Source organism: Klebsiella sp. Lac1 (assembly GCF_009825425.1).
GTDB lineage: Bacteria > Pseudomonadota > Gammaproteobacteria > Enterobacterales > Enterobacteriaceae > Klebsiella > Klebsiella electrica.
On the sequence record NZ_VJZJ01000001.1, the window covers coordinates 2,682,931 to 2,709,293 of the forward strand.

Here is a 26,363-nt window from a genome sequence, read left to right on the forward strand (position 1 = left end):
TCGGAAGCCTGGTAGCCCGGATAAGGCGTTAGCGCCGCAATCCGGGTCGGGCAGGTCGCACCGTGGTTAGCGTTTTTCAAGCAGCTTCTTCACGTCTTTCCCGTCCTGGGTATTTTTATTGCGCTCAATCCAGTCGTTAAGCCGCTGTCTGGCCTCATCCTGCAACTGCTTACGCAGCAACTGGTCGACCTGCAGGCTATAGCTCAACGTTTGCCATTTGCCGTAGATACGCAGCGGAATCGAGGTCTGTTTGAGTCTGTCGATAAGCTTGCTTTCGCCTTTCCAGCCGCCCAGCACGCGCACGTTAAAGCGCATATCGCACTCTTCGTCCAGCAAATTCAGGTCGCCCTGCCCGGTCAGCGCCATCAAATCTGATTGCCCCTGCAGGCTTTGCAACGTGACCTGCCCCTGCGCCAGCTGCAGCTCGCTGCTCAGAGAATCCAGGCGGGTGGCGTTATCGTAATTTTCCTGCGCCTGCACATTGGTGCTGCGCTCAACGGCCTGCTGCACCAGCTGCTGGAAGTTCAGCCCTTCGGTACGAGGATTCGCCATCTGTATCTGCGCATCCCCTTGCCAGTGACGACGGAAATCGTCGGCATCAATTCTTTCGCCGGAGAAATCCCCGGTTAAGGAGAGCTTACCGGTCAGATTGAGCGAATAGTTAAAGGCTTTCAGGATGGTGGCGATCTCAACGTTATCCAGCTTCGGCTGGAAAGAGGCCTGCGAAGTCTCCCCGCGCGCGTCGAGGATGCCAGGCAACGATATCAGGCCGCCATCCAGCTCGCCCTGAAGCTGATTGATCGTCAGCAGCCCAAGCTGGTTGCTGATGTCGCTTTTCACCTGGGTAAAGGTCATTCCGCGCCACTGAAGCTGGTCGGCCGTCAGCGACAGATGGGCGGTAAATCCCCGCAGGCTAGTGTAATCTGCCTGAATATCGCTGTCGGCAATCACCGGGCGCAACGGCCTCGGCTGACCTTGCCCCTGCTGGCTGGCGCCAGAATCCGCCGCCGGCAAGCCGTGCGACAGCAGACTGTCGAGGTCAAGAGTGGTGGCATGAAGGTTGAGATTCCAGTCGGCCCGGTCGCCTAAAATCACGCTGGCGTTGCCGGCAATCGTGCTGCCGTTCGCCGTCAGATTGAGGTTATCGAAGCTCAGCTTTTTCTCATCTTCCTGCCAGTTCGCCTGCAAACTGCCCTGCCCGCTCACGCCGTCAGCCGGCAGCTCAGCGCCGCGCAGCTGCCAGTTAAGTCGCGAGATGTCAGCCTGCAAAGAGTGCGGGTAGTCGCCGCCCTGCACCTCGGCGGAGAAAGAGAGCGCCAGATCGCGCTGGTCGCGGTTGATGCGCCCGGAAAAATCGAGCGTCGCGTGCTGATGTTCATCCTGATCCATCTGCAGACGAATATCGCGTACCGTCACCTGCTCGCCATCTTCATGCTGGAAAAAGAGGACGCTGTCCACCACCTGCAGCTGCCGCACATCGTAGGACCAGCCGCTGTCATCCGCCACCAGAGGCAGCGTACTGTCGTGAGGAACCACCGGTGCATCCTGACTGCGTACCGCTTCGGTCTTCGGCGTCAGCTGAATCACCGCGCCCTTGAGCATCACCTGTTTGACCTGCAGCTGATGGGAAATCAGCGGCAGCAGGGCGACATCAAGACGCATATTATCCGCACGCACCACCGGTTCAGCGGCACCCGGTGCCGTCAGCGTCATGCGCCCGGAAAGAATACTCAGCTGCGGCCAGACGTGCCAGCGCAACGGGCCATCGAGTTCAAGCTGATAACCGCTACGTTCCGCCACCTTATGCACCATATAGGCGCGAAAATCGTTGGGATTAACCAGCAATACCAACGCGGTCAGCCCGGCTACAACCACCGCCAGCAAGATCATCAGCGTCGTCAGAATTCGTCTCATGGCACCCTCAGTACACCGCTTACGTTATCAATCCTTGTCGATTCGACTCGCCACCGCGCCCTGCTGGTCGCGATATTTGGCGTCTTCACGGCGGTTATAGGGCCGTGCCGCAGGGCCTGACAGCGGTTCAAAACTCAATGCGCCGATCGGCATCCCCGGACGCAGCGCCAGCGGCAGCTTGCCGGAGTTAAAGAACTCAAGCACGATGCAGCCTGACCAGCCAGGATCGATACGGTGAGCGGTGACGTGCACCATCAATCCCAGCCGCGCCAGCGAGGAGCGACCGTCCAGCCAGCCAACCAGATCGGCCGGCAGCGTCACCGACTCGTAGGTCACCGCCAGCGCCAGCTCTCCCGGATGCAGATAGAAGGCTTCGCCTTCCGGCAGCACGATCTCTTCGCTCATCACCCGATCCAGCGCCGCGGTCACTTCCGCTTTTGGCCCGCTCAGGTCGATAAAGGGCGCCGTGTGGCCGCGAAACGTGCGAAATTTATTCCCCAGCCGAACGTCTACGGTCGCACCGTTAATACGTTCAACGGGCGGGCGCGGGCTGATAGATAGCCGCCCCTCATCCAACCAGGCTTCTATATCTCGGTCGCACAGACGCATGAGCTCTCTCCTTTATGGCATCGCGCCCCCACACCTTCCGGGGTTAAGGGCAATTTGGGTTCTCTTTGCACGTTACACAATTCGTCTGTGTTATTCAAAGAACTGACTGATTTTCGCCTTCAGAATATCAATCGCGATGCGGTTTTTACCGCCGCGAGGCACAATAATGTCGGCATACTGCTTGGAAGGGTCAATAAACTGCAGGAACATCGGACGAACCGTTTTCTGATATTGCGCCATCACCGAATCCATCGAGCGCCCGCGTTCATTCACATCGCGCTTGATGCGGCGCATCAGGCAGATATCCAGCGGCGTATCAACAAAGATAGAGAAGTTCAGCTCATTGCGCAGGCGAACATCGGTCAGCAGTAAAATCCCTTCGAGGATGATCACTTTTTTGGGTTCGATGTGGATCGTTTCCGGCATACGCGTATGTTCAACGTAGCTGTAGACCGGTAATTCAATCGGCTGGCCGCTTTTCAACATCTGCAAATGCTGAAGCAGTAAACTGTGATCCATCGAGCTGGGATGGTCATAGTTCGTTTTAACACGCTCTTCCATCGACAAATGACTTTGATCTTTGTAGTAGCTGTCTTCCGGAATAACGCCAATATGTTCATCACCAACCTGTTCACGCAATTCGCGATACAGCGTGCTGGCGATAAGACTTTTTCCCGAAGCCGATGCGCCGGCGATACCAATAATGACGCACTGATGAGACGTATCAGTCATAACTTTTTTGCGACCTGATTAACCTGGATGTATATACACATAACCCTTCGAGCTGCCCCCGCGTGACCCGGCGTGCCGCCTCGCCCTTGTGGGGTTTGTTCAAAACGCTAACAGTTTTGAGACGCATCTCGAATAATTTCATGTATTGGAAGGGTGACGTTTGACCGTCAAACGCGGCAATTATAGGGATTTCAGCGCGTCGATACCAGTGATATGCGCCCCGCATGGCTATTCCTCAGTCGGCGCCCATCCTTCGCTATACCAGATATGCAACAGCGCATAAGAACGCCACGGCTGCCAGCGGCTGGCGTAACGCGCAATACGCGCCGGAGTCATACCGCTGAACCGCTGCTTAATCAGGTAATCATCCGCCAGAAAAATGTCCTTCGCCTGCCAGCCGCGCAGGGCAAAATAGCTGGCGGTCCAGCGGCCGATACCGGGCAGCGTTTGCAGCTGTTTCATCGCCGCCTCAATGTCGTCCGGCGCCTCCAGCGGCAGCTGACCGTCAACCGCCGCCTGCGCCAGATGGATAAGAGCCTCAGCGCGTTGCCGCGACATGCCCACGGCTTTAAGCGCTAACGGATCCGCTTGCGCCAGGGTGTGCGGTTGCGGAAAGAGTCTGTATTCCGGCGCCTCCGCCAGCGGTTCGCCGTAAGCCGCCGCCACTTTTGCCGTCAGCTTCGCCGCCATCGCCACGCTGACCAGTTGCCCCAGTATCGCGCGCACCCCTTGTTCAAAGGCATCCAGCGATCCCGGCAGACGCAGCCCCGGACGCGCGCTGGCCAGCGCGCCCAGCGTCCGGGCCACCTGATGCGGGTCGCAGGCTAAATCAAACAGGAGCGCCACCCGGGCGTGGCACGCCTCGGCCACCGGCAGCAGGCCGTCAGATAAGGTCACGCGTAATCCCTGCGCCGCCAGATCGGGCTCAACCGTGATCAGGCCGCGATGGCCCGCCTGGGAAAAACTGCGGGTGTAACGCTCCTCGCTGAACGTTTCAATACCTGCCACCGCACGGGCGCGTAGAAAACCGAATATCCATTGCGGGTCGTAGGGGGAGTGCCAGGGTAACAGCGTCATCATTTCTCCTTCTTTAATTGCCTCAATGATAGACCCTCCACGTCCGGGCTACCTTGCTTTTAAATTCCTGTTGTCGCCGTGGCGGCAATCCGCTAAAGTCGCCCCCCTTCTTCACTGGCATGGGGATTTTTCAGGTCATGTTTATTGGTTTTGACTACGGCACCGCCAACTGCTCGGTTGCCGTAATGCGCGATAATCTTCCGCACTTGTTAACGCTGGAAAACGGCAGCAAGCTGCTGCCGTCAATGCTGTCGGCACCAACCCGCGAAGCGGTCAGCGAATGGCTCTATCGCCATCATGACGTGCCGACCAACGGCGATGAAAACCAGGCGTTGCTGCGTCGCGCCATCAACTATAACCGCGATGAAGACATCGACGTCCTCGACAACAGCGTCCAGTTTGGTCTGGCCTCGCTGCATCAATATGTCGACGATCCGCAAGAAGTCTACTTCGTTAAATCCCCGAAATCGTTCCTCGGCGCCAGCGGCCTGAAGCCGCAGCAGGTCGCGCTGTTTGAAGATCTGGTGTGCGCCATGATGCTGCATATTAAGCAGCAGGCGCAGACGCAGTTGCCGGAAACCATTGACCAGGCGGTGATTGGCCGACCGATCAACTTCCAGGGGCTCGGCGGCGATGACGCCAACGCCCAGGCGCAGGGGATCCTTGAGCGCGCGGCGAAGCGCGCCGGTTTCCGCGACGTCGTTTTCCAGTTTGAGCCGGTTGCCGCCGGGCTGGATTTCGAAGCAACGCTCAAAGAAGAACAACGCGTGCTGGTCGTCGATATCGGCGGCGGCACCACCGACTGTTCGCTGCTGCTGATGGGGCCGCAGTGGCGGCAGAAAGCCGATCGCCAGCAAAGTTTACTCGGCCACAGCGGCTGTCGCGTCGGCGGGAACGATCTCGACATCGCCCTGGCTTTTAAATGCCTGATGCCGCTGCTGGGGATGGGCGGCGAAACGGAAAAAGGGATCGCCTTACCGGTGCTGCCGTGGTGGAACGCCGTCGCTATCAACGATGTACCGGCGCAAACCGATTTCTACAGCAGCGCCAACGGTCGCTTGCTCAATGATCTCCTGCGCGATGCCCGCGACGGCGACAAAGTCGCGCTGCTGCTGAAAGTCTGGCGCCAGCGCCTGAGCTACCGCCTGGTGCGCAGTGCCGAGGAGAGTAAAATCGCCCTCTCCGCACAGGAGCAGGTGACCACAGGACTGCCGTTTATCGGTAATGAACTGGCCGCGGCTATCAGCCAGCAAGGGCTGGAAGCGGCGCTGAATCAGCCGCTGACGCGTATTATGGAGCAGGTTCAGCTGGCGCTGGACAACAGCCGCGAAACGCCGGATGTGATCTACCTGACCGGGGGGAGCGCCCGCTCACCGCTGATTAAGAAAGCGCTGGCGGCCCACCTGCCGGGTATCCCGATCGCCGGCGGCGATGATTTTGGCTCCGTCACCGCCGGTCTGGCCCGCTGGGCGCAGGTCGTCTTTCGTTGATTGATGCCGGGGGCGGCGTCCCCCGGCAGGCAGCTCAGCCGTCGCTCTCCGCGAAACGCCCGGATCTCCGCCGCCCTTTGCTATAATGGCGCTTTCACACTACAAAGGGTGCCCGAATGGAACGGCTGGATTGCGATCGGATGTTTGTCGCGGTAATGGAAACGGGCAGTTTTACGCTCGCCGCACAGCGCTGCGGTACGAGCCACGGCCAGGCCTCAAAACTCATCTCCCGTCTCGAAAGCGACCTTGGCGTACACCTGCTCAGACGCAGTACCCGCTCGCTGACGCCAACCGATGTTGGCCTCGCCTATTATGAGCGTATCCGCCAGCTATTGATTGATTTCGATGAGCTCAACGACTCGGTTCGCAACATCTCCAACGCCCCTGCCGGGCAGCTGCGTATCTCCGCCCCCGTCACCTTTGGCACCACGCAGCTGGCCCCTCACCTGGTGACCTTTGCCCGCCGCTATCCGGATATTGAACTGGATGTCAGTTTTTCCGACCGGCTGGTGAACGTTGTCGATGAGGGTTTCGATCTGGCCCTGCGAATCGGCAACTTAACCGACAGCACCCTGTTGGCCCGTCGCCTTTGCCCCGTGCGCAGCGTGGTGATTGCCTCGCCGGAATACCTGGCCCAGCGGGGCGAACCGCAAAGCTGGGAAGCGCTTAGCCAGCACGATTTGATTGTCGATACTAACTTTCGCGATCCCTGGCACTGGCCGTTTCTCGATCAGCAGCAACAGCTGCATTCCCAGCCGGTGCGCGGAAAGATGAAATTTTCCAATGCCGAAATTTGCCTTGCCGCCGCCTGCGCCGGGCTCGGGATCGCGCGCTTGCCGTTTTTTATTGCCCGCAAAGCGCTCGATGAGCACCAGGTTGTGCCGGTGCTGGCCGCTTATGAAGCGCCGCCGCTGGCGCTGTTCGCCGTGTTTCCGCCCGCACGCTATCTGGCGCATAAATCACGGGTGATGATCGATTTTCTGGTGGATATCTTTTCCGCCGCGCAAGAACGGGTGAAGTATTAAGCCTTATTATTTCCAATATAGGAATAAACATGCGCGTTTTAACGGGATAATCCACAAAAAAGAAATAGTGTACAGTCCTTCAGTCAACTGAAAATGAGGACTCCACCATGTTCGATCAACGCACCACCCCTTATGCTGCCCTGGTCATGCGCCTTGCGCTCGGTATTCTTTTCCTCGCGCATTTTAGTCTCAAGTTTTTCGCCTTCACCCCCGCCGGAACCGCCAGGTTTTTCGTCTCGCTCGGCCTTCCCGGCTGGCTGGCCTATATCACCATGGCTGTTGAATTCTTCGGCGCCATCGCCCTGATTCTGGGAATTTATACCCGTATCGTCGCCGTGGTGCTGATCCCCATTTTATTGGGCGCGATTTTCACCGTTCACGGCCCGGCAGGCTTCTTCTTTACCAACCCCAACGGCGGCTGGGAATTCCCGGCATTGTGGATTGTCGGCCTGCTCGTCCTAGCGCTGACCGGGGATGGTAAATATGCTTTAAAACCAACGTCGGCAAAACGTTAACGAGGTCGCTATGCTCATCGATGGAAAATGGACCGCCGACTGGCACCCGGTACAGGCAACGGATAGTCGGGGCGGCTTCGTGCGTCAGACCTCCAGTTTTCGCCACTGGGTCACGCCGGATGGCGCCCCCGGCATCACCGGTAACGGCGGGTTTGTCGCTGAACCCGACCGTTATCATCTGTACGTCGCGCTGATTTGCCCGTGGGCCTCCCGCACGCTGATTGCCCGTAAGCTCAAAGGGCTGGAGGCGGTGGTCAGCGTATCGGTCGTCGAGCCCTGGCTGCTGAATGAAGGCTGGCATTTTGGCGACTACCCCGGCGCTAACCGCGATACGCTGAATAACGCCGAATGGGTTCATCAGCTGTATACCCTGGCCGATCCCCACTTTACCGGGCGCGCCACGGTCCCGGTGCTGTGGGATAAACACACCGGGACGATCGTCAACAACGAGTCTGCCGATATCGTACGGATGTTGAACAGCGGCTTTGGCGAACTGGCCCGTCACGATATCGATCTGTACCCGCAGGCGCTGCGCGAAGAGATTGACAGGCTCAATGCCGAAATTTATCCGCAGCTCAACAACGGCGTCTATCGCGCCGGGTTTGCCACGACCCAGGAGAGCTATCAGGACGCCGTAAGCGATGTCTTCTCAATGCTCGATAGGCTGGAGCAGCGCCTCGCCACCCGCAACTACCTGTGCGGCGAGGCGTTGACCGAGGCGGATATTCGCCTGTTCGTGACCCTGATTCGTTTCGATGCCGCCTACCACGGCCTGTTTAAATGTAATCTCCGTCCCCTGACGGCCTACCACAATATTGACCGCTATGTACGCGATCTGCTGGCAGTTCCGGGTATTCGTGAAACGGTCAGTCTCGATCATATTAAGCAGGGCTATTATTCCATCAAGGCGCTGAACCCCAACGGCATTGTACCGGCAGGGCCAGACCTGAGCCGCTACGGACTTTAAGCGAGTCGCAATGAACAAGACACTGATTATTTTGCTCCACGGCGTCGGTAGCCGCGGCGAAGATTTACAAGGGCTGGGCCATTTCTGGCGTCAGAATCTACCGGAGGTGATGGTCGCCACGCCTGACGGCCCAGACGCGTTTGATATGGGGCCGGGTTATCAATGGTTCAGCGTCAACGGCATCAGCGAAGCGTCGCGCGCTGAACGTATCGCCAGCGCGCGCGGCGCCTTCAACCGCACCCTTGAAGAGGTGATGGATAAGCATCATTTTTCCCCTGACGAGGATCGGCTGATCCTCGCGGGCTTCTCTCAGGGGGCGATTATGTCTTTGGATGCGCTGGTCAGCGGACATCTGCCGCTCGCCGCGGTCATCTCCTTTTCCGGACGCCTTGCCTCCCCGCAGCCCTGGCAGCCGGTTTATGGCACGCCCGCGCTGCTGGTCCACGGCAGCAACGATCCGGTCATCAGTCAGACCGAGAGCGTAAACGCCGCGCACAAACTCGCCGCCCTCGGCGTGGATGTCGATACCTACTTCGAGCCCGGCGTCGGTCACACCATCACCACGAATGGCGCCATGAAAGCGGCGCACTTTTTAACCCCGCTGCTTCAGGCTGAATAATATTCATCGCGTTAAATACACGTCAGCCGACATTGATCGCTAAAAAGTCCTGCACCTGTTTTCACGACATAGCGTGCAGAACTTTTTTAATCCGCCAGACCCGCCCGCTATCACAAAATCGAACTATCACAAAATCGTATCCTCCGGTTCATCGCGCTGTGGTATACCGATGCCGCCACCGCTATTCGGTTTGTTGCCTTTAGCGGCGCAGGTCTGGCCAGTATCGCGCATGACAGATAAGGCTGGAATAATCTCGCGCACGTCAGCAAAATGCCTCACCGTCCGGACCTAAGAATTTTCCTAGAATCAGGGAGGATTGGCGATGCGGGTTATAAACGCGCTGACTATTTAAATCGAACTCATATCGTAAGAGATGCCACAAGGGGGCGTGATTGAATCACGTGTGCGCTGTTATTCATTCTGCTCGGGCGGCGGGCTGGCTCCGCGCCACTTTTCGGCTGTGTTGCGGCCTGTTTATTTTCTTCCAGATGTCCGGGCCGCTTCATGCCCAGGTACGCCAGTTTGGCATTGATATTCCCGTCCATGGGTATGCCGACGCCACCGGCAAGATGACGGTAGATGAATTTATCGCTTTACCCGCGAGCGCGCTGACTACCGCGCAACGCATTCCCTCATTTGGCTACTCGTCAAAAGCTTACTGGCTCAAAGCTTCGTTACCGGCGACGTACTTCAGCGGGGAGCAGCGCTGGCTTCAGCTCGGCCCCTCCTTTATCGATCATTTCAGCGTTTTCTACCGCCCTTCAGCGCAAGGCGGGCCATGGATTAAAAAAGAGTTTGGCGACCGTTCATCGGCCAGGGAGAGCGATCTTGACTATCGTGAAAGCGTCCTGATTTTGCCGCCGCCCCCGGCGGCGACAGGTTACGACGTGGTGTTCCGCATTCAGAGTAGCAGCACCCTGCTGCTGCTGAGCACACTCTCTTCGCCGCAGGAGTTTCTCCAGTCCGCGACCCGGGATACCGCATTCTGGAGCTTTTACTTTGGCCTGGCGGTGATTGCCAGCGGCGTCGCTCTGTGGCTCGCCGTTTTATTGCGCCGCCGTTTACTGTGGGGGATCTGCCTGTTTTCCCTCAACTATCCGCTGGTGGCCGCTCTGCACGGCTACCCGGAGTGGTTTTTCGGCAATGCCGTTCTCCGGATCCAGGACGCGATGATCAGCTACCTGTCGCTGCTCAGTTACGCTACCGCGCTGTGGCTGCATAGCGAGGTGTTTGATCTTAAGAACAACATGCCGCGCTTACAGCGGATACTCGTCGCGGCTATCGGTTTAAATATGCTCCTCCTCGCCAGCATTCCACTGGACTTTTACGGACTGGCTATGCAAATTGAGGCGGGGATCTTCTTTGTCGCCGCCCCCGTGCTGCTGGTGACCTCATGGGCGCTCTGGCGACGAAAAGCCATTGACTGGAATACATTCCTGTTGGGGCTGCTCCCGCCGGCGTATGTTGTTGCCACCGCGCTGGCGCTGTTATCGATCCATGGCATCATTCCCTTTCACAACGCGATTTACTCCATCTGGCAGTACGCGCTGATTGTACATATCATCGCCGTGCTGATTATTGCGGTCCTGCGCGTACGGGCCGAAAACCGCAGGCTGGTGCAAAAACAACAGCTGACGCGCGAACTGCGGATCGAGCGCGAAGCAAGCTTTCATCAACGTCAGTTTATGGGCATGGTGGCACATGAATTCCGAACGCCGCTCTCGGTTATCCAGGCCGCGCTGGAGAACCTGCGTCTGTGCTCCCCGGAACCGGCGCAACGGCCGCGCCTGGAGCGCATGCAGCGCGCCACCACACGCCTGGTTCAGTTAACCGATAATTGTCTGGCCGATGCCCGGCTCTCCTCCAGTGCGCTGCATGTGGATAAACAAAACGCCGATCTGCTCTCGGTTATCCGCATGGCGGCCACCGTCGTTGAACTCTCGGCCAATCATTATCTGACTATCACGCTGGACGGGCACAGGGTCGACTCGACGACCCGTTCGCCGCCGCTGTTTGCCGACAGCGCACTGCTGTGCATTGCGCTGGCCAACCTCCTGGACAATGCGGTGAAGTACACGCCGTCCGGCGAGATTGCGATCGCCATTCGCCCGCAGGCGGAGCGCTGCGAAATCGCTATTCGTGACCACGGGCCCGGGATTGCCCTTGATCATGTTGACCAGATTTTTGAGCGTTACCGGCGCGGCGTCGTCTGCACCGCGACGCCGGTTGGCACCGGTCTTGGGCTGTATGTCGCCCGACAAATCATCCAGGCTCACGGCGGTGAGCTTTGGCTGGCAGTAAACGGTCCGACGGGATGCGAATTTACGCTCACGCTTCCCCAGGATGCCCCACCACAGCAAAAGGGTAAATCATGACATTACGCGTCGCCATCATCGAAGATAGCGCCGATCTCCTTGATGAACTGCTGGCCTTCCTGCGCTTTCGCGGCTTCAGCGCATGGGGCGTACACAGCGCGGAAGCGTTCTGGCGGCAGCTGCATCGCGATCCGGTAGACATTGTGCTGGTTGATATTGGCTTGCCCGGCGAAGACGGCTTCAGCGTTCTGGAGTATCTGCATGAGATTGGCGAGTACGGGCTGATCGTCATGACGGCCAGAGGGCATGAGCAGGATAAGCTGCAGGCGTTCAATCTTGGCGCAGACTTCTATCTCATCAAGCCGGTGAATTTTTCCGTTCTGGCGGAGACCATTGATTCGCTGGGCGCCCGGATTGTGCAGCAAACCCCCGCCCCCCCTGTCGCGGCCCCCGTCGACGAGAAGGCCGCCTCTTCATCCTGGGTACTGCAGCCGGAAAGCCTGTTGGCGCCGTCCGGCATCGCGCTGCCGCTGACCCAGCAAGAGCACCGGCTGATAGCGCGCTTAATGCGTAACCCCAGCGAAGTCTGTCGCAAGGTCGATCTGCACGCCTATCTTTTCCCCGATGAAGATGAGGCGGAACTGCACCGCATTGACGTGGTGATCAGCCGGCTGCGCAACAAAGCGAGGCTACACGGTATGACCTTGCCCATCCGGGCCATTTTTGGCAAAGGTCTGGCGTTTATTCCCTGAGGATCCTCACCGCCGTCATACGACCGGCGAGAGGCATTCTCCGCCAGCTCGATCATCCATACGTTATTTACTTTGCTATTGTTGTTAATTTTTCTCATTTTTTGAGAGAAATGAGAGAAATGAGACTGACAGTACATTAAGAATTTTCTTACATTGACCTTATACCGCAACGATAGCGCCCCAAATTAGCCATGCGACGAGAGGGGAACCGCGCCCGCCCTTTCGTACTAGCCATCTTGCGGACAGGCCGGGTTTCACTCTGCCAGGGTTGGGTTCCAGGCGGCGATGTCGCGCGAAAATTTTACGCGGCAGACGCCGCGACGACAGCAGCAGCTTCACGCGGAATAACAGAATAATAATATTGGCGTTCGCGCTGATGCATATTTATCACAGCACAAAACTCAGTTAAGGATGATCCATTATGGCTTTGCAAACGTGGCTGGCTTTATTGCTATGCCTGTTTTTCTTCGGCATCTCCGTTTATAGCTTTATTTCTTACATAAAAGACAGAAGAAAACAGAAAATCCCCTTCGCCGACCGAAAAATGCGAAGGAAATAATCATGGCAGAGCTTCTGCCCCTCCCGTCGTGTTGATGAAAGGCCATTTTCCGTTCATCAAATACGATATTCCCGATTCACGGCAATTGCCGTAAACGCCAGAAAGGTTACTCGCAGCATGGTATTATGTTGATGCCGCCGGAAAGTCACGCCATGAGAAAAATAAGCATCGCGATTATCAGCCGAAACACCTTCCTCAAGGCGTCGCTAATGGCAATTGTCAACGATCTCACCCGGACCCGCGACGACCTGACCATCGGGTTTAGCGGTCACTCAAGCGAATTGTCCGCTGCGGACATTATCATCGCTGAGATTCTCCCGGGTGAGATTCATCTCTGTAATACCAGTATTAAAAACCGTAAACAAAACAGTTCGGTCATCATTTTGCATAGTTATGATGAGCTGCCGGAAAAGACGCGGATCGTCAATTGCCTGAAAGACGTTACCTTCGTTCCGGTCAAAGCGGTCAATATTGACAGCCTGCGTGAAATTATTGCCAGGGCGCTAAAGAAGAATGAACAGCCGGAATCAAAACGGGCGGTCGATTCAGCATCAATATGCGCCAACTGCCCGCACAAAAGCCTGTCGCCTTCGCAGGTCGTCGTTGCCCATGGTCTGATGAATGGTTTTGATATTGGTAAAATTTCCGCACTGCACCAGATTAGCCCGAAGACCGTTATTTATCATAAGAACCAGATCATGGAAAAATATGGACTGAATAATCATCATGACTTCTTTCAGTTCATTAGCGTGTTAAAAGAGCGCGGCTAAGATCAATCAGCGTGATACGGGACAGGATTAAAAACAGTGAAAATTCGGAATTCGCCGGGTTGCCCGGGTTATCCGTTCTGAAAACAATCTTATAAGCGGGAAATAACTTCTCATGCCGCGCAATTAACCGGTAAAATTATCCCACACCCGGGTATAAAGATACTGCCGCGTATTTTTGTACCATGAAAATAAGACGTTAATCGCGGGTGATATTCTTTCGTCACATTGCCCCTTGCGTGCCTGTTGGGGGCCTCTTTTTCCGCAACCGGCGGAAAATACGCCCCCCGCGAAGAGGGCGTTGAGCTATCAGGCCTGCGCCTGCTGAGGCTCCGCTTCCGGCTCCTCTTCCTCTAACAGCCCTTCGTTTTTCGACAGCATCGCCGTAGCAATGCCATTGCCCAGCACATTGATCGCCGAACGGCCCATATCAAGGAAATGGTCGATGCCCATCAGCAACAAAATCCCGGCGACGGGAATATTGAAACTCGGGATCGTGGCGGCAAGTACCACCAGCGCGGAACGGGGAACCCCGGCAATCCCTTTTGAAGCCAGCATCAACGTCAGCATCATGACGGTAATTTCGCTAAAACTCAGCTGGATATTATAAGCCTGGGCAATAAACATTGAGGCGAACGAGCAGTAGACCATCGACCCCACCAGGTTAAAGGAGTAGCCAATGGGCAGCACGAAGGAGACGATGTTGCGCGAGCAGCCAAAGCTGACCAGCCGCTCCAGCGTCTTCGGATACGCCGCTTCCGAGCTGCTGGTGGTAAAGGCCACCAGCACCGGATCTTTGAGCATATTGAGCAGGCGGAAAACCTCTTTTTTCAGCACCATATAGCCCACCGCCAGCAGCGCCGCGCTGGTAAGCAGCACCGCCACATAGTAGCCGCCGATAAAGGAGGCATAGTTAAGCAGAATGCCCATCCCCTGTGAGGCGATAACCGACGAGATCGCGGCAAAAATCGCTAACGGCGCCACGTACATCACATATCCGGTGACCTTGAGCATGATATGCGAGACAACATTCAGCGCAGCGACCAGCGGCGCGTTGAACTTTTCCCCCAACGAGGCCCCGGCAATGCCGAAGAACATCGAGAACACCACGATTTGCAGAATTTCGTTGTTCGCCATCGCCTCGGTAATGCTGGTCGGGATGGTGTGAGACAGGAATCCTTTCAAGCTCATTCCGCTGACCGCGAGGCCGGTATCAACCGACTCTTTCGGAATCGCCAGGTTTAAGCCCGCGCCGGGATGTTCAATGGTCACAATCACCAGCCCGACCAGAATAGAGAGGATCGACGAGGTGATGAACCACACCATCGCCTTGCCGCCTACTCGTCCGATAGTCGCGGTTTCTCCCAGACGCATAATCCCCACCGTCAGCGTACTGAAGACTAATGGCGCAATCACCATCTTAATCAGTCGTAAGAACATGTCGGTAAAGAGCGTGATATTTTCTGCCCATGCGGTAATCGTGCCCGGAGAGGCATACGCATGGATCACTGCGCCGGAGAGGATCCCCAACAGCATGAAAATAACGATAAACAGCGTAAGTTTGTTTGCACTTGCCACAAAAAAGAACCCCTGATTTATTTAATGTATTGATTTTAATGCACATATGTTTTTTTTATACGAGTGCATTAAACATTCACCACATAAATTGAATAAAAGACGCCAGGGTTACAACTCTTTTTTAGTTATTTATGTCGATAGTTGAAGCAAACCTTGACACATATCAATCCCGTTCGGGTTGTCAGGTTTTGCGCGGCAGGAGCGTCGGCGGCGATGAAAAAAGCGTCGGCGACCGGGGCCGACCGACGCGAGAAGGCTCAGTTTTTCACGGTATCTTCGAGGAAGAAGCGACCCAGCGGATTCTGATAGAAACCGCTAATATTTTTACGACTGACGTTGCGGTACGGGCTGTAATACAGATCGATCCAGTTCACGTCTGCTTTCGCCATTTTCTGCAGCTCGATATACATCTGCTCCCGCTTTTTACTGTCCATCTCCACACGCGCGGCGGCCACCAGCGCTTTGACCTGCTCGTTATGGTAGCGGGTCATATAGTTCATGTTGGCGTCATGCCCCAGCACAAAGGTGGTTTTTTGATCGGGGTCGAGGATATCGTTAGTCCAGTACATCACCGAAATATCGTAATCCCCGGCCACCAGCATATCCCAGCTCTGACTCGGGTCCACTTTTTGTAAATTGACCGTCACCCCGGCTTTCGCCAGCTGCTGCTGGAGTAAAATAGCGATTTGCTCATCCACTTCATCCCCGGCGTTCACCACATAGTTCAGCTTCAGGTCGGCGGCGCCCGCCGCTTTCAGCATCGCTTTGGCCTTTTGCGGATCGTATGGCCGACGGAGATTATCCGCATAGTGATAAAGCGCCCCGGCGGGAATGTAGGAGTTCGCCACCTGACCATAGCCAAAGGTCACGGTCTTGACGATAGCGTCTTTATCAATGGCAAAATCCAGCGCCTGGCGCACTTCCACTTTGCCCAGCGCGCCATGAGAATGGTTAATCAGCAGATGATCTTCGCGGGTTGACGGGTCAAGCTCCACCTTCAGGCTGGCGTCCTTTTGTAAGGATGCAATCCGCGAGAAAGGCACCGTCAACGCGGCATCCAGTTCGCCCGCCTGCACCTTCAGCATGCGGGTATTATCATCCGGAATGGTTAACCACTCCACACCATCAAGACTGACGTTTTTCGCCTGCCAGAAGTTGGGATTCTTGACCAGCACGATTTTTTCGCCACGCAGCCACTCTTTGACGCTAAACGCGCCGGATCCCACCGGTTTTTCGGCAAAAGCCTCCTCGCCTTCCGTTTTCATCGCCTGCTGCGAAATCACCGACGCATTCGGCAACGCCAGTTGCGATAAGAAAGGGGCTGAAGGCGATTTCAGCGTCACCACCAGGGTTCGCGGGTCCGTCGCTTGCGCCTGCGCAATAATGCTGTAGGAATCGCGCCACAGCGATCCCGCATCGTCGCGGATACGCAGCAGGCTAAAAGCCGCATCGCTGGCGGTCAACGGCGTCCCGTCCGAGAATTTAGTCTCGCGAATTTTAAAGGTATAGACCTTGCCATCCGCGGAGATAGTCCAGCTCTCCGCCACGCCCGGCTCCAGCTTCGTCCCCGTCTTATCCACCCGCACCAGCGGGTCGAAGACGTTGGAAAAGACCCAGTTATCGGCATTCTGCGCCGATTTTATCGGGTCAAACGTGGTGCTGTCCTCACGGCGACCGATGGTCAATACGCCCGCCGCCTGCGCCATTTCGCTGACCACGCTCAGCGCCAGAAAAACGCTCGCCGCCAGTAACTTAACATGTCTGTGCTTCATCAAAAGATCCCCCTGTAAAAGGAAAAACGGTCTCATTACCCGTGTGGTTGAGTACGCAGGCATATGCGCGATCGGCAATCTGCCGGATTGGTGGTGGTGCGCCGGTGCGACACGGCACCTGCGCATAAGGGCAGCGCGGATGAAATGCACAGCCTTGTGGAACAGCGACGGGACTGGGCGGCTCGCCCCCCAACCCACTCTTCGGCAACGGCTTATCGGGGTCGATCTCCGGGATTGCCGCCACCAGCGCGGCGGTATAGGGATGCAGCGGTCGGCTGAAAACCGCTTCCACCGGCCCTTCTTCCACGATACGCCCGAGATACATCACCGCGACGCGATCGCAGAGCCGACGCACAATCGCCAGGTCATGCGCGATAAACAGAATCGCCAGCCCCATCTTCTCCTGCAGATCCATCAGTAAATTGACGATCTGCCCCTGAATAGAGACATCCAGCGCCGCGACGCACTCATCGGCGACGATCAGCCGCGGTTCCATCGCCAGCGCTCGCGCTATACCGGCGCGCTGGCACTGGCCGCCGCTAAGCTGCGCCGGTTTGGCGCTGGCCTGCTGCGGACGCAGGCCGACTTGAGTGAGCAACTCCGCGACTCGCTGCGCGACCGCGCCGCCCGGCACCTTTTGATGAACCCGCAGCACCTCGGCGATGCTTTCCCCGATGGTCTGACGTGGGTTCAGTGAGCCAAAGGGGTCCTGAAAAATCATCGCGCTTTGCTGGCGCAGACGGGCGATATCGCTGGTTAAACCATGCGTAATTCGCTGACCATCGAAGCGCACCTCTCCGGCGGTCACCCGCTCAAGCTGTAACAGCGCCCGACCCAGCGTGCTTTTACCGCTGCCGGATTCGCCGACCAGACCGAGCGTCTCGCCGGGATAAATTTGCAACGAAACCTGACTGACGGCATGCACCGCCCGTTTCGACAACCCGCATCCGCCGGAAAGCGGAAAGGTAACGGAAAGATTATCGGCCTCCAGCAACGGCCAGTGAGTACGCACCATTATTCCTCCCGCCGGACGAGCGTCGGCAACATGTGATGACAAGCCGCCGCATGACTGTGGCTATCCTGCCCGTAAGCCAGCGACGGCTGGTGCAGGCAAGCCTCATCGGCGCGGTGGCAACGTGGGTGAAAGCGGCAGCCTGACGGAAAATGGTCGGCGACCGGCGGCTGGCCGTCGATAGTCGTCAGCCTCCCCCGCCCGCCTTCGCTGACCGGTTGGCAGTCGATAAGCCCGCGGGTATAGGGATGCAGCGGCCCGGCCAGCACTTCGCGCTTACCGCCGACCTCACACAACCGGCCAGCGTACATCACCGCAATGCGGTCGCAGGTTTGCGCTACTACGCCGAGATCGTGGGTGATCATAATGACCGCCAGCCCCAGCTCGGCGCGCAGGTCGCTGAGCAGGCGCAGAATCTGCATCTGCACGGTCACGTCCAACGCCGTCGTGGGCTCATCGGCAATCAGCAGCGCGGGCTCCGGCGCGAGAGCGACGGCAATCATCGCCCGCTGGCGCATGCCGCCGGAGAATTCATGCGGATAGTTATTGAGCCGGTTTTGCGGGTCGGGGATCCCCACCTGTCGCAGCAATGCCAGCGCATCCTCCCGCGCCTGACGGCGGCTGGCGCCGAAATGGAGGCGGCGGCTTTCGGCAATCTGTTCGCCGATGGTCATCACCGGATTAAGGTGGCTGGTTGGGTTCTGAAAAATCATGCCGACCTCCCGCCCGCGCACCGCCGACATGTGGTCGTCGCTCAAGGTCAGAATATCGCGCCCGTTCAGCACAACCTCGCCGCCGGTAATCCGCAACCCGGCCCCCGGCAGCAGACGCATCAGCGCCCGACAGGTCACGGTTTTACCCGAACCGCTCTCGCCGACCAGCCCCAGCATCTCTCCGGCGTCGAGACTCAACGAAACGTTGTCCACCAGCGCCAGATCTGCGCCGCGCATGACCGTCAGATTGTTTACCTTCAGCAGAGTCATCCGCGCGCTCCTGATTTATCGCCCAGCCCGTCGGCCAGCAGGCTAAACCCCATCGCCAGCAGCACGATGGCCAGTCCGGGAAAGGTGGTTATCCACCATGCGGTGGTGATAAAACTCTGCCCCTCCGCAATCATGACGCCCCACTCGGCGGTAGGCGGCTGCACGCCAAGCCCCAGATAGCTCACCGAGGCCCCGTTAAGCAACACCAGCACGCAGTCGGACATCGAAAAAACAATCGCCCCGCTCAGCGCATTCGGCAGCAGATGACGAAATAAAATCCGCGGATGCCCATAGCCGAGGCTGCGGGCCGCCAGAACAAAATCGCGCAGCTTTAAGGTCAGTACCTGAGCGCGTATCAGTCGGGCGTAGGAAACCCAGCCCACCAGCGCCATAGCGATATAAAAACTGCCCAGTCCCGGCCCGAGGACGGCGATGATCGCCAGCATCAGTACCAGAAACGGAAAGGCCAGCACGATATCAATGATGCGCATGATCAGCGCATCAACGGCGCCGCCGGCATAGCCAGAGAGCGCCCCCAGCGTGGTGCCGAGCATAAAAGGAAACAGCACCCCCAGCAGGCAGATCTGCAGATCCACCCTCGCCCCCCACAGCACGCGGGAAAAAATATCGCGGCCAAAGTTATCGGTGCCGAACGGATGCGCGCCGCCCGGCGGCAGCAGGCTGGAGGAGGCATCCTGGGCTATCGGATCGAACGGCGCTATCCACGGCGCCAGACAGGCGATGAGGAACCATAAACCGACAATCGCCAGCCCGAAATATAACGCCTGCTGGCGCGGGATGACCCGCTGACGCAGACGGGAAAAAGTCGCGATCGCTTTCATAGCTTTATCCTCGGGTCGAGAGCCACGGTCAACATATCCGCCAGCAGGCTGACCGCCACGGTGGCGAGTGCAAAGACCATCACTACCCCCTGGACCACCATGTAGTCGCGGCTAAAAATCGCCTTGATCAGCAGTTGGCCGAGGCCGGGGATGGCAAACACGCTTTCGATAACCACCGTACTGCCGATGAGCCAGCCGATATTCACCGCCAGCAGATTGATGGTCGGGACCAGCGAATTGGGTAGCACGTGCCGCCAGAAAATGCGTCTTTCCCGCTGTCCGCGCGCCCGCGCCGCCACCACATAGTCGCTACTCATCTCCATCAACAGGCTGGCGCGCAGGTTACGAATCAATACCGCCGAGAGAGCCAGCGCCACGGTCAGACACGGCAGCGCCATATGGTGCAGCTGGTCAAAGAAATCGCTGCCATAGCCGGAGACCGGAAACCAGCCCAGCGCGATGCTGAACAGCAGAATCAGCATAATGCCGAGCCAGAACGCCGGAAAACCCAGCCCGGCGGTGGTAAAGAGGCGGATCAGCCGATCGGCGAGACGTCCACGCTGGCGGGCGGCAATCGCGGCCAGCGGCACCGTCAGAATGATAGCCAACAGCACGCTGCCCAGCACCAGCCACAGCGTTGGCTCAAGTCGGGAAGCAATCAGCTTGAGGGTGTCGACCCGATAGACGATGGATTTTCCCAGCTCCCCCTGCAACAGATTGCGCAGGAAGTAGCCGTACTGCACCCACAGCGGTTCGTCGAGGCCAAACTGCGCGCGGATACGCGCCAACGCCGCCGGGGTGCTCCGCGTCCCCAGCAGAATGCGCGCCGGATCGCCGGGGATCGCGCGCACCATCATGAAGGTAATCAGGCTGATGCCTAACAGAACCGGGATCAGTTGTAGCGGACGAAACAGCAGAAAGCGGTAGCGATGCATTAACGGCCTCCTGTATCGCGCTGGCGTGCCAGAAAGTCGAGCAGCACCGGGTAGTAAGCCTGCGGCTCTTCATAAAACGGCATATGGCTGCTGTTGGCAAAAATCGCGATTTCGGCATTCGCCAACCCCTGCTTCATTTTCAGGGCGCAGGCGGGAGTGAGTTCATCATGCTGGCCGCTGGTGATCAGGCACGGTGCCCGGATTAAGCTCAGTTCGGCGCTGCGATCCCATGCTTTTAAATTACCGGTATAGAGGAATTCGTTCGGCCCCTGCATGGTGATATACGGCGCCATATTCCAGTCCTCCAGCGAGCGTTTAACCGGTTCGGGCCAGACATCGAGACGGCACACATGGCGATAATTCAGTAGGGTAATCGCCGCCTGATAGGCCGGATGATCCAGCCAGCCCAGCGCTTCATAGCGCTGCATCATGGCGACGGTTTCTGGCCCCAGCGCACCGCGCAGACGGTTAAGCTCCTGCACCAGATGCGGCATATCGGCGACGGTATTTTCCAGAATCAGCGAGCGAATTGCGCCAGGATGGTGCAATGCCACTTCAATGGCCAGCCATCCGCCCCACGAGTGACCAAGCAGATGCACCTTGCCGAGCCCCAGCGCCTGACGAACGGTTTCCACCTCCCGCACGTAGCGCGCCATGGTCCAAAGGCTGGTGTCATCCGGCCGGTCCGATTTTCCGGTCCCCAGTTGGTCGAAGGCGATCACCCGATAGCCGTGCTGTTTCAGGCAGGAGTGGGCCTCGCGCAGATAGTCACAGGGTAGCCCCGGCCCGCCGTTGAGGCAGAGTACGCACTCATCGCCGTCGCCAAATTCCCAGGCCACGACGTTGTATCCGTCTACCGCAATGTTATGGCATCGATCGGCCGTTATTTCACTCCACATGGTCTATTCCTCGTCGTACAGGGCTGGCTACTGGCGTTGCGTTAACGCTAACGGCATCGCCGGAAGCTGAACAGTTAGCAAAAATACTAGTTTTACGCCGCGCCGGTACGGCATCGGAATTGCATACCTCACAGCGGGCGATTGACGGATTTGCACAAATCATGCCCGTAGCAGGTCTCGTTTTTATGTGAGGGGGGTTATATGCGACTGGAGTTTGAACGCCCCGGCGGCGCGCAGGCTGGCAGCCTGGATGAGGCATTCGGCGGGCTATTTCAGCAAACGCGAAAGCTGGGGTTTGACGCGGTTATTTACGACTACACCCCGGTCCCGCGCTCTCTGGAAGGGGAGCTGATTACGCCCTCGCTGCTCAAAACGTGCAATGTGCCGGAAGATATGCGTCAGCTATGGTGCGAACGCGGCTATTACCAGCTTGATCCGGTGCAGCATTGCGCGCTGGAGAGCTGCGCGCCCTTTATCTGGTCCTATCAGCGCCCGGACAGCAACATGCTGCGCGGCAGACTGGACCCGCATACGACCGCCGTCACCCACTATATGCGTGAACACAATATGCCCTGCGGCGCCACGGTTCCCCTGCATCTGCCTAACGGCGGTTTCGTCACCCTGACCGGTATTCACACCGATCAGCGTCAGGAGCCGGAAATCAGCGCCACTCTGGCGCAGCTGATGCTGCTTGCCCATCAGTTTCAGGAGACGGCTTTTCCGCTGTTCGACAGCACCATGCTGACCTGCCGCCACGTGAAATTAAGCAACCGCGAGCGCGAATGTCTGGCCTGGTCCGCCGAAGGACTCACCGCCAAAGAGATCGCCCGCAAGCTCCATCGCTCAGTGGCGACGGTGACGTTGCACCTGAATACCGCGGCGAAAAAACTGGGCGCCAGCAACCGCGTACAGGCGGTGGTTCGCGCCCTGCATTACCGCCTGCTCGACAGCCAATAACTAGCATTTTTACTAGTGTTCAGCTTCGCCGATGACCCTTTACCCTGAAAGCCGGTCCATTTAACAGGGTAAAGATCACTCATGTATACCATTCGCGAAGGCTATGCCCCGTTTCGGCAGTATCAAACCTGGTTTCGTATTTGCGGCAATATCGATAGCGGACTGACGCCGCTGGTCGTGGCCCACGGCGGGCCGGGGTGTACGCACGATTATGTCGATGCGTTCCGCGACATCGCGCTGAGCGGACGAGCGGTGATCCACTACGATCAGTTAGGCAACGGGCGCTCAACCCATCTCCCGCAGCAGCCTGCCGACTTCTGGCAGCCGGCGCTGTTTCTCGACGAGCTGGATAACCTGCTGCGACACCTCAATATTGCCGATAATTATGCCCTGCTCGGTCAATCGTGGGGAGGGATGCTGGGCGCGGAGCACGCGGTGACGCAGCCAAAAGGCTTAAAAGCGCTGGTTATCGCCAACTCCCCGGCCTCAATGGCGCTGTGGCTCCAGGGGGCGGCAGAGCTGCGGGCGCAGTTGCCCGCCGATATCCAGCAAATGCTGTTGCAGCACGAGGCCGCCGGGACGCTGGACAGCGCGGAATATAAGGCGGCAAGCCAGGTCTTTTATCAACGCCACGTCTGCCGGCTTGATCCCTGGCCGCCGGAAGTACGGCGCACCTTCGATGCGATGGACGCGGACCCGACGGTCTATCACGCGATGAACGGCCCCACCGAATTCCACGTTATCGGCAGCATGAAAGCGTGGACCATTATCGACCGTCTGCCGCAAATTGAGGTCCCGGTGCTGCTGATTTCCGGGCGTTACGATGAAGCCACGCCGGCAGTGGTACAGCCTTTTATGGACTACATTCCTGATGCCCGGTGGGTTATTTTCGAAGCCTCAAGCCATATGCCGCACGTGGAAGAGCGCGAACTGTGCATGAAGACGGTGAGCGACTTTCTGGCCCGTTCGACATCAATGCCGCCGGTTTAACCAACGGGTCACATCGCCAGCCCGCCGCCTCCGGCATAACTCTGCCTGCCGACGATTTTCATCACCTCGGCGCCAAAGGTGACAAAAGGCGCCCGACGGCTGGCGTAGATCAACCCGCCGGTCTGCGGGCGGACCGATTGAATCATATCGGTGAGCGGATCGATAATCTCGGCCACCACCTCATCGGCGCTGACCCACTCGCCGGGCTGTTTCAACGCTACGAAGATCCCGCTCGCCGGCGCGGTCACTATCTCTCCCGCCGCAAACGGCAGCATCAGCGTCTCCTGCTGCGGGACAGGCTGGACTTCGCCCGCCAGCACGCCGCGATATTGCAGATAACGGTACAGACGTTCAGCGTCCTCGCGGGCCAGCGCGTGATTCACATCCTGCTGACCGCGCAGCTCCACGGTCACCGCCATACAGCCAGGCTGGCCGTGCTGCCATTGCGGAGCGCGCGCCGCCAGGTGATGCCAGGGCAGCCCGCAGGCCTCGTCAAACGAGTTACCGCCGCTCTCTTGCGACAGCAGTACCGTTTCAATACCTAAAAAGGCCGCCATCACCCCGGCCTCCGCCTGCCAGGCCGGATCGGCGTACAGATGCAAAATGGCACGATCGTCACAGTGCAGATCCAGCACCACATCGGCATCACAGGCCAGGCTCAGCAGATGGTGGCGTAACGCCTGAACTTCACTGCGCTGCGGTTCGGCGACCAGCGCCTCGCGCATCGCCGCGCGGACCTGCCGCAGGTACGCTTCGCGGGTCTGCGGGGCATCGGCGCCGAGATAGCGCTGCGCAAGGTGGGCGAGGTCGGGAAAATCGCGGTTGAAGTTGCGGCCGCTGGCGAGATCAAATCGTCCGATCCCGCCGTTGAGCACGACCTGCGCCAGCCCCGGCGGGTTAGCGACCGGCACGAGGATAATCTCACCGCGCAGCTCGGCGCGCCGTTCCGCCTGGTTAAGTAATCTTTTAAGATAATGCAGTACCAGCATGCCCGGGATTTCATCGGCGTGCAGCCCCGCCTGCAGATAGATTTTCTCTCCGCGGCCGGGTTCGCCAAAGTGAAAATGGGTTAATTGCCGCTGCCCACTCAGCGCATGTTCGGGTAAGGTATAGTGTTTAATTTTCATTGGACGTCCTATCTGTGGAAAAGAAAGCCCGGCTCGACCGTATCGATCATAAGATCCTTGAAATCCTGCGCCGGGATGGCCGCATTTCTTATCAAAAGCTCTCGGAGCAGGTAAACCTCACCGCCCGTCCCTGCCTGGAACGCGTACGTGGCCTTGAGCGCGACGGCATTATCCGCGGCTACAGCGCGGTGATTGAACTCCCGGAACCGGAACATGCTTTCGTGGTGCAGGCGCAAATTGCGCTGGCCGACCATGGCCGCTCACAGCCGGTCTTTGAGCAGGAGATGCGCCAGACGCCGGAGGTGCTCGACTGCTGGCTGGTCAGCGGCAGCTTTGACTTTCTGGTGCGTATCGGCTGTCGCAGCATGGCGCACTACTGCCAGCTGGCCGACGGCTGGCTGACCAGCAAAAAATTTCGCATCGATAAAATCGTCACCCTGACGGAACTGCAGTCCATCAAACGCTCCTGATCAGGGGCGCTTGATAAACGCCAGCCAGCGTCGTTCCGCCCGCGAAAAGACGAAAATCAGCAAAAAGGTGCACACTAAATAGAGCGCGGCGGCCATCAGGAACGGGATAAACGGCGAGTAGGTGATGGCATAGAAAGCGCGCGCCACGCCGGTGATATCCAGCAACGTCACGGTACTGGCCAGCGAAGTGGCGTGGAGCAAAAACACCATCTCATTGTTCAGCGCCGGAATCCCCCGCCGCAGCGTAGCGGGCAGCACCAGTCGGCGAATAATCTGCCACTTAGTCATACCATAGGCTTCCCCGGCCACCCACTCCTGGCGCGGAAACGTCGCCATCATCCCCGCCAGCAATTCCGCGACGTAGGCCGCGGTGTTCAGCACCAGCGCCAGGGTGGCACAGAAGGTGGCGTCGCGGAACAGCAGCCAGAACGGCCGATCGTTTTGCCAGCCCAGCTGGACAATATCGAACTGAGACAGCCCGTAATAGATAAGCATCAGCTGCAGATAAAGCGGCGTGCTGCGGAAAAACCAGGTAAAGCCGCGGACGGGCCAGGCCAGCAGGCGCGGACCGTAGACCTGGCCTATCGCCAGCAGCACCGCCAGCACCATTCCGGGCGCCAGGGAGAGCAAAAACAGCTCCGCCGTCATCGCCAGCCCGCTCGTCGAACCGTTGCCATCGCTCCACAAATAGCCCGGTACCGCCTCGATAAAGGTCTGCAGATTCATTGCGCCGCCCCCGCCGTTGACGAACGCAGCGCGTAGCGCTTCGCCAGACGGCTAAACAGCCAGCTGGACAAGGCGGTGATAACCATGTAAATCAGCGAGACCAGGAAGTAGAACAAAAAGGGTTTTTGCGTGGCGCGCCCGGCCTGTTCCGCCAGCCACACCATATCTTCTAAACCGAGAATGGAGACCAGCGCCGACGCTTTCATCAGTCCCAGCCAGTTATTATTGATGCCCGGAATGGCAAAGCTCAGCATCTGCGGCAGCATGATGCGCCGGAAGACCAGCCACGGCCGCATGCCGTAGGCTTCAGCCGCTTCGGTTTGTCCGCGATCGACGGTGAGAAACGCGCCGCGAAACGTCTCGGTGTAATAGGCGCCAAACACGAAGCCAATCGCCAGCACGCCGGAAATAAAGGTATTAAAACGCACCGGCCCAACTCCAGCCAGCGACAGCAGGGCGTTGACCAGCATCTCGCCACCAAAAAACAGCAGCAGCATAATCACCAGCTCCGGGATGCCGCGCACCAGCGTGGTATAACCGGTGGAAAACCACCGCAGCCAGCGCGGTCCGAACAGCTTAATCAGCGCGTTCACCAGCCCCAGCAGCAGCGCCACCAGCAGCGAGACCAGCATCACGCACAGCGACACCCCCGCGCCGCGTAACAGTAGCGGTAAATAATCTGCAACCATATTCTGCCTTCCACCCGTGGCGTAAAGGGGCGCCGGTCGCCG

At 58.1% G+C, this 26,363-nt stretch carries 26 protein-coding genes; 12 read left to right on the top strand and 14 right to left on the bottom strand.

Features of this window, described 5'->3' with window-relative positions; translation table 11 throughout:
* Positions 1-66: 66 nt before the first annotated feature.
* From asmA to alkA, 4 genes are all read right to left on the bottom strand, one after another.
* Positions 67-1,914, bottom strand: coding sequence for an outer membrane assembly protein AsmA (gene asmA / locus FNY10_RS13205; protein WP_160702769.1), 1,848 nt, complete (start codon positions 1,912-1,914; stop codon positions 67-69).
* A 27-nt stretch (positions 1,915-1,941) separates the two neighbouring features.
* Positions 1,942-2,523: a dCTP deaminase gene (gene dcd, locus FNY10_RS13210; RefSeq protein WP_100685221.1), complete on the bottom strand. Its 582-nt coding sequence runs from the start codon at positions 2,521-2,523 to the stop codon at positions 1,942-1,944.
* Positions 2,524-2,613: 90 nt separating this feature from the next.
* Complete coding sequence (udk, locus tag FNY10_RS13215; protein WP_100685222.1) at positions 2,614-3,255, bottom strand: uridine kinase; 642 nt, start codon at positions 3,253-3,255, stop codon at positions 2,614-2,616.
* 228 nt (positions 3,256-3,483) lie between these two features.
* Entirely contained in the window at positions 3,484-4,332 is an 849-nt protein-coding gene (gene alkA, locus FNY10_RS13220; protein ID WP_160703297.1) for a DNA-3-methyladenine glycosylase 2, read from the bottom strand.
* A 137-nt stretch (positions 4,333-4,469) separates the two neighbouring features.
* Here alkA and yegD point away from each other — a divergent pair, with 137 nt between their 5' ends.
* The 9 genes from yegD (at position 4,470) to FNY10_RS13265 (ending at position 13,344) form a co-directional block, all read left to right on the top strand.
* Positions 4,470-5,822 carry a molecular chaperone gene (yegD, locus tag FNY10_RS13225; RefSeq protein ID WP_100685273.1) on the top strand — a complete coding sequence of 451 codons (1,353 nt, stop codon included), beginning with the start codon at positions 4,470-4,472 and terminating at the stop codon, positions 5,820-5,822.
* 116 nt (positions 5,823-5,938) lie between these two features.
* Positions 5,939-6,847, top strand: a complete 909-nt coding sequence (locus tag FNY10_RS13230; protein WP_160702771.1) for a LysR family transcriptional regulator — start codon at positions 5,939-5,941, stop codon at positions 6,845-6,847.
* 107 nt (positions 6,848-6,954) lie between these two features.
* Complete coding sequence (locus FNY10_RS13235; RefSeq protein WP_100685226.1) at positions 6,955-7,362, top strand: DoxX family protein; 408 nt, start codon at positions 6,955-6,957, stop codon at positions 7,360-7,362.
* A gap of 10 nt (positions 7,363-7,372) precedes the next feature.
* A complete protein-coding gene (locus FNY10_RS13240) occupies positions 7,373-8,329 on the top strand; it encodes a glutathione S-transferase family protein (protein WP_160702773.1) in 957 nt (318 codons plus the stop codon).
* Between the two features lie 10 nt (positions 8,330-8,339).
* A complete protein-coding gene (locus FNY10_RS13245) occupies positions 8,340-8,948 on the top strand; it encodes a dienelactone hydrolase family protein (protein WP_160702775.1) in 609 nt (202 codons plus the stop codon).
* Between the two features lie 392 nt (positions 8,949-9,340).
* Positions 9,341-11,323, top strand: coding sequence for an ATP-binding protein (locus FNY10_RS13250; protein ID WP_416309024.1), 1,983 nt, complete (start codon positions 9,341-9,343; stop codon positions 11,321-11,323).
* Positions 11,320-12,015, top strand: coding sequence for a response regulator transcription factor (locus FNY10_RS13255; RefSeq protein WP_131048110.1), 696 nt, complete (start codon positions 11,320-11,322; stop codon positions 12,013-12,015). The genes FNY10_RS13250 and FNY10_RS13255 overlap by 4 nt, the downstream gene beginning before the upstream one ends.
* Positions 12,016-12,436: 421 nt before the next feature.
* Positions 12,437-12,574, top strand: coding sequence for a small membrane protein (locus FNY10_RS13260; RefSeq protein ID WP_141964235.1), 138 nt, complete (start codon positions 12,437-12,439; stop codon positions 12,572-12,574).
* Between the two features lie 152 nt (positions 12,575-12,726).
* Entirely contained in the window at positions 12,727-13,344 is a 618-nt protein-coding gene (locus FNY10_RS13265; protein ID WP_131048111.1) for a helix-turn-helix transcriptional regulator, read from the top strand.
* 306 nt (positions 13,345-13,650) lie between these two features.
* Here FNY10_RS13265 and FNY10_RS13270 read toward each other — a convergent pair whose 3' ends face one another.
* The 7 genes from FNY10_RS13270 to FNY10_RS13300 form a co-directional block, all read right to left on the bottom strand.
* A complete protein-coding gene (locus FNY10_RS13270; protein WP_100685230.1) occupies positions 13,651-14,919 on the bottom strand; it encodes a dicarboxylate/amino acid:cation symporter in 1,269 nt (422 codons plus the stop codon).
* A gap of 257 nt (positions 14,920-15,176) precedes the next feature.
* Positions 15,177-16,691, bottom strand: coding sequence for an ABC transporter substrate-binding protein (locus tag FNY10_RS13275; protein ID WP_131048112.1), 1,515 nt, complete (start codon positions 16,689-16,691; stop codon positions 15,177-15,179).
* Positions 16,672-17,706, bottom strand: a complete 1,035-nt coding sequence (locus FNY10_RS13280; RefSeq protein ID WP_160702777.1) for an ABC transporter ATP-binding protein — start codon at positions 17,704-17,706, stop codon at positions 16,672-16,674. The genes FNY10_RS13275 and FNY10_RS13280 overlap by 20 nt, the downstream gene beginning before the upstream one ends.
* Positions 17,706-18,686, bottom strand: coding sequence for an ABC transporter ATP-binding protein (locus tag FNY10_RS13285; protein ID WP_100685233.1), 981 nt, complete (start codon positions 18,684-18,686; stop codon positions 17,706-17,708). The genes FNY10_RS13280 and FNY10_RS13285 overlap by 1 nt, the downstream gene beginning before the upstream one ends.
* Positions 18,683-19,528 carry an ABC transporter permease gene (locus tag FNY10_RS13290; RefSeq protein ID WP_160702778.1) on the bottom strand — a complete coding sequence of 282 codons (846 nt, stop codon included), beginning with the start codon at positions 19,526-19,528 and terminating at the stop codon, positions 18,683-18,685. Before FNY10_RS13290 ends, FNY10_RS13285 begins: the two co-directional genes overlap by 4 nt.
* On the bottom strand, positions 19,525-20,463 hold the full coding sequence (locus FNY10_RS13295) for an ABC transporter permease (protein WP_160702780.1): 939 nt from the start codon (positions 20,461-20,463) through the stop codon (positions 19,525-19,527). The genes FNY10_RS13290 and FNY10_RS13295 overlap by 4 nt, the downstream gene beginning before the upstream one ends.
* Positions 20,463-21,362: a proline iminopeptidase-family hydrolase gene (locus FNY10_RS13300; protein WP_131048114.1), complete on the bottom strand. Its 900-nt coding sequence runs from the start codon at positions 21,360-21,362 to the stop codon at positions 20,463-20,465. The genes FNY10_RS13295 and FNY10_RS13300 overlap by 1 nt, the downstream gene beginning before the upstream one ends.
* 201 nt (positions 21,363-21,563) lie before the next feature.
* Between FNY10_RS13300 and FNY10_RS13305 the strand changes: the two genes are divergently transcribed.
* Together FNY10_RS13305 and FNY10_RS13310 are read left to right on the top strand one after the other, a co-directional pair.
* The gene (locus FNY10_RS13305) at positions 21,564-22,319 is read left to right on the top strand and encodes a helix-turn-helix transcriptional regulator (protein WP_141964232.1); all 756 of its coding nucleotides are present in this window, start codon (positions 21,564-21,566) and stop codon (positions 22,317-22,319) included.
* A gap of 81 nt (positions 22,320-22,400) precedes the next feature.
* Complete coding sequence (locus FNY10_RS13310; RefSeq protein ID WP_160702782.1) at positions 22,401-23,309, top strand: proline iminopeptidase-family hydrolase; 909 nt, start codon at positions 22,401-22,403, stop codon at positions 23,307-23,309.
* A gap of 8 nt (positions 23,310-23,317) precedes the next feature.
* On the opposite strand, the gene FNY10_RS13315 is transcribed toward FNY10_RS13310, so the two are convergent.
* Positions 23,318-24,436: a succinylglutamate desuccinylase/aspartoacylase domain-containing protein gene (locus FNY10_RS13315; protein WP_160702784.1), complete on the bottom strand. Its 1,119-nt coding sequence runs from the start codon at positions 24,434-24,436 to the stop codon at positions 23,318-23,320.
* A gap of 14 nt (positions 24,437-24,450) precedes the next feature.
* Here FNY10_RS13315 and FNY10_RS13320 point away from each other — a divergent pair, with 14 nt between their 5' ends.
* Complete coding sequence (locus tag FNY10_RS13320; RefSeq protein ID WP_100685240.1) at positions 24,451-24,906, top strand: Lrp/AsnC family transcriptional regulator; 456 nt, start codon at positions 24,451-24,453, stop codon at positions 24,904-24,906.
* On the opposite strand, the gene FNY10_RS13325 is transcribed toward FNY10_RS13320, so the two are convergent.
* Together FNY10_RS13325 and FNY10_RS13330 are read right to left on the bottom strand one after the other, a co-directional pair.
* On the bottom strand, positions 24,907-25,632 hold the full coding sequence (locus FNY10_RS13325) for an ABC transporter permease (protein WP_100685241.1): 726 nt from the start codon (positions 25,630-25,632) through the stop codon (positions 24,907-24,909).
* Positions 25,629-26,321: an ABC transporter permease gene (locus FNY10_RS13330; protein ID WP_141964230.1), complete on the bottom strand. Its 693-nt coding sequence runs from the start codon at positions 26,319-26,321 to the stop codon at positions 25,629-25,631. Before FNY10_RS13330 ends, FNY10_RS13325 begins: the two co-directional genes overlap by 4 nt.
* Between the last annotated feature and the right edge of the window lie 42 nt (positions 26,322-26,363).

Coding starts and splice junctions, on each gene's coding strand:
- asmA (WP_160702769.1), bottom strand. CDS start 1,914: ATGAGACGAATTCTGACGACGCTGATGATCTTGCTGGCGGTGGTTGTA.
- dcd (WP_100685221.1), bottom strand. CDS start 2,523: ATGCGTCTGTGCGACCGAGATATAGAAGCCTGGTTGGATGAGGGGCGG.
- udk (WP_100685222.1), bottom strand. CDS start 3,255: ATGACTGATACGTCTCATCAGTGCGTCATTATTGGTATCGCCGGCGCA.
- alkA (WP_160703297.1), bottom strand. CDS start 4,332: ATGACGCTGTTACCCTGGCACTCCCCCTACGACCCGCAATGGATATTC.
- yegD (WP_100685273.1), top strand. CDS start 4,470: ATGTTTATTGGTTTTGACTACGGCACCGCCAACTGCTCGGTTGCCGTA.
- FNY10_RS13230 (WP_160702771.1), top strand. CDS start 5,939: ATGGAACGGCTGGATTGCGATCGGATGTTTGTCGCGGTAATGGAAACG.
- FNY10_RS13235 (WP_100685226.1), top strand. CDS start 6,955: ATGTTCGATCAACGCACCACCCCTTATGCTGCCCTGGTCATGCGCCTT.
- FNY10_RS13240 (WP_160702773.1), top strand. CDS start 7,373: ATGCTCATCGATGGAAAATGGACCGCCGACTGGCACCCGGTACAGGCA.
- FNY10_RS13245 (WP_160702775.1), top strand. CDS start 8,340: ATGAACAAGACACTGATTATTTTGCTCCACGGCGTCGGTAGCCGCGGC.
- FNY10_RS13255 (WP_131048110.1), top strand. CDS start 11,320: ATGACATTACGCGTCGCCATCATCGAAGATAGCGCCGATCTCCTTGAT.
- FNY10_RS13260 (WP_141964235.1), top strand. CDS start 12,437: ATGGCTTTGCAAACGTGGCTGGCTTTATTGCTATGCCTGTTTTTCTTC.
- FNY10_RS13265 (WP_131048111.1), top strand. CDS start 12,727: ATGAGAAAAATAAGCATCGCGATTATCAGCCGAAACACCTTCCTCAAG.
- FNY10_RS13275 (WP_131048112.1), bottom strand. CDS start 16,691: ATGAAGCACAGACATGTTAAGTTACTGGCGGCGAGCGTTTTTCTGGCG.
- FNY10_RS13280 (WP_160702777.1), bottom strand. CDS start 17,706: ATGGTGCGTACTCACTGGCCGTTGCTGGAGGCCGATAATCTTTCCGTT.
- FNY10_RS13285 (WP_100685233.1), bottom strand. CDS start 18,686: ATGACTCTGCTGAAGGTAAACAATCTGACGGTCATGCGCGGCGCAGAT.
- FNY10_RS13290 (WP_160702778.1), bottom strand. CDS start 19,528: ATGAAAGCGATCGCGACTTTTTCCCGTCTGCGTCAGCGGGTCATCCCG.
- FNY10_RS13295 (WP_160702780.1), bottom strand. CDS start 20,463: ATGCATCGCTACCGCTTTCTGCTGTTTCGTCCGCTACAACTGATCCCG.
- FNY10_RS13300 (WP_131048114.1), bottom strand. CDS start 21,362: ATGTGGAGTGAAATAACGGCCGATCGATGCCATAACATTGCGGTAGAC.
- FNY10_RS13305 (WP_141964232.1), top strand. CDS start 21,564: ATGCGACTGGAGTTTGAACGCCCCGGCGGCGCGCAGGCTGGCAGCCTG.
- FNY10_RS13310 (WP_160702782.1), top strand. CDS start 22,401: ATGTATACCATTCGCGAAGGCTATGCCCCGTTTCGGCAGTATCAAACC.
- FNY10_RS13315 (WP_160702784.1), bottom strand. CDS start 24,436: ATGAAAATTAAACACTATACCTTACCCGAACATGCGCTGAGTGGGCAG.
- FNY10_RS13325 (WP_100685241.1), bottom strand. CDS start 25,632: ATGAATCTGCAGACCTTTATCGAGGCGGTACCGGGCTATTTGTGGAGC.
- FNY10_RS13330 (WP_141964230.1), bottom strand. CDS start 26,321: ATGGTTGCAGATTATTTACCGCTACTGTTACGCGGCGCGGGGGTGTCG.